This window comes from Synechococcus sp. R55.7 (assembly GCF_047461955.1).
In the GTDB taxonomy this organism is placed as follows: domain Bacteria; phylum Cyanobacteriota; class Cyanobacteriia; order Thermostichales; family Thermostichaceae; genus Thermostichus.
In genome coordinates, this window is the sequence record NZ_JANSIC010000102.1 from 7,476 (window position 1) to 9,396 (window position 1,921).

Annotated in this window: 2 protein-coding genes; both read right to left on the reverse strand. The window is 57.7% G+C overall.

The annotated features are described in order from the left end of the window. Positions 1–2 precede the first annotated feature (2 nt). Positions 3–488, reverse strand: a complete 486-nt coding sequence (gene apcD, locus NW820_RS07060; protein ID WP_011431857.1) for an allophycocyanin subunit alpha-B — start codon at positions 486–488, stop codon at positions 3–5. A gap of 191 nt (positions 489–679) precedes the next feature. Further along, positions 680–1,921, reverse strand: a 1,242-nt coding sequence (locus NW820_RS07065; protein WP_414407079.1) for a type IV pilus twitching motility protein PilT, incomplete at its 5' end; no start/stop codon positions are given.

Here is a 1,921-nt window from a genome sequence, read left to right on the forward strand (position 1 = left end):
CCCTAGCTCATGGCATTGATGATGTAGTCAAAGTAAGGGGCGGCTTCAGCGGCTGCCGCCGGCTCCAACAAGCTGAGGGCAGCTTCCTTCAAAAAGACAATCGCATCGATCATGCCGGCGATGGGTACGTTGAGGGCATTGTACATTTCCCGCACCCCTATCAGGCCGATAGACTCAATCGGCTCTTTGCTGCCGGCAATAATGCCATAGGTCACCAGACGCAGATACCAGTCGTAATCTCGCAAACATTGGTTGTAGCGCTTGTCACCGTAGGCATTGCCACCGGGTTGCACGTACTCGGGCCGCTTGGCGAATAGCTGCTTCTGGGCCTGGTCAATGATGCGCTTTTTGTTTTCTGCTAACACCTGAGCGATTTGCAAGCGCCTCTCGCCGGTGGTCATGTAATTCCTGATGGCTTCCAGTTCGCTAACTGAGAGGTAACGCAGCTGGTCATCCGCGGTCTCGATGATCTGGTTGATCACGCTCACGGTAGGGATTCTCCTGTTTTCTAACTTGCTTTCAATTCGGTTCATCAATTCGCAACCCATCCCCCCAGCCCAAGGTCGGCCCAAGAGATGAGCAGGTAGCTCGGCAAGCCAGCGCCGCCGGCTGCTCCCAGTTTAGGATAGGGCAAACCTTCCCTCAAGCACTTTGGCGTGACTCCATCTCGAGACTGGCCCTAGATCCGGCCTCGCAGCCATTGGGCCATCTCATTGCGGCGTGGGGCAGCCTCCAGACACACCTCTTCGGTAATCCGCCCCTCTTGGTAAAGCCTAAACAGGGATTGATTCATGGTACACATGCCCTCATAGGAGCCGTCGGCGATCAGCTCCTCAATTTCATCCACCGCCCCCCGCTTGATGTAGTCCCGAATGGCATCGGTGTTGCGCATGATCTCGTGGGCCGCAGCTCGCTTGCCATCGGTGGTGCGCACCAGGGTTTGAGCGATGATCGCCACCAGGGTTTCTGCCAGTTGCAGACGCATCGGCTCCTGTTCTTCCGGCTTGTAAATCCCCAGCAGACGCTCGATGGTGCGGACGGCGCTGTTGGTGTGCAGGGTTCCAAAGACCAAGTGGCCCGTCTGGCCGGCCTTCAGGGCAATATCCACTGTCTCTCGATCCCGCATCTCCCCAATCAGGATGATGTCCGGATCTTCCCGCAGAGAGGCTTTCAGGGCATTGGCAAATTCCAGGGTGTGGATCCCGACCTCCCGCTGCCGCACCATCGATTTCTTGCTCTGGTGGACAAATTCGATGGGATCCTCAATGGAAATGATGTGTTTGGGAAAGTTGGAATTGATGTAGTCCACCATCGCCGCCAAGGTTGTGGACTTACCGGATCCGGTGGGGCCGGTCACCAAAACCAAGCCTTTGTGCTCTTCGGCAATGCGCTTTAGCACTTCCGGTGCCCGCAACTGCTCCAGCGTCAAAATTTTCAACGGGATCAGACGCATCACCATAGCCGGGCCAAGAAGGGAAACAAAGCAGTTGACCCGACACCGCACCAAACCCTCGTACTGGATGGCAGTATCCAGTTCCAAACATTCCTCAAACTGGCGAATTTGGCTCTCCGGCAGGCTTTCCCGCAGCCAGCCATAGAACATCTCGGTGGTGGTGACCGGGTAGTTGGTCAAAAGCATTTGCCCCCGATCCCGAAAGCGGGGCACTTCTCCTACCCCCAAATGAATATCGGAGTAGCCTTTGTCATAGGCTTCCTGCACCAGTTGGCGCAGGGTCAGGCCCGCAGGAGCAGCTGGAGCCACTGGGATCCGACCGGCAGCCGTTGGGCGAGCTGGTGGCGCAAAAGGCGGGGCAGCAGGAGTGGGGACAGGTGGCGACACTGGAGGCCGAGCAGCAGCCGGGGTGGGCGGGGGCATCTGAGGAGAAGCGGCAGAGCCCGGCACAGGCACAGGCACCTGAGG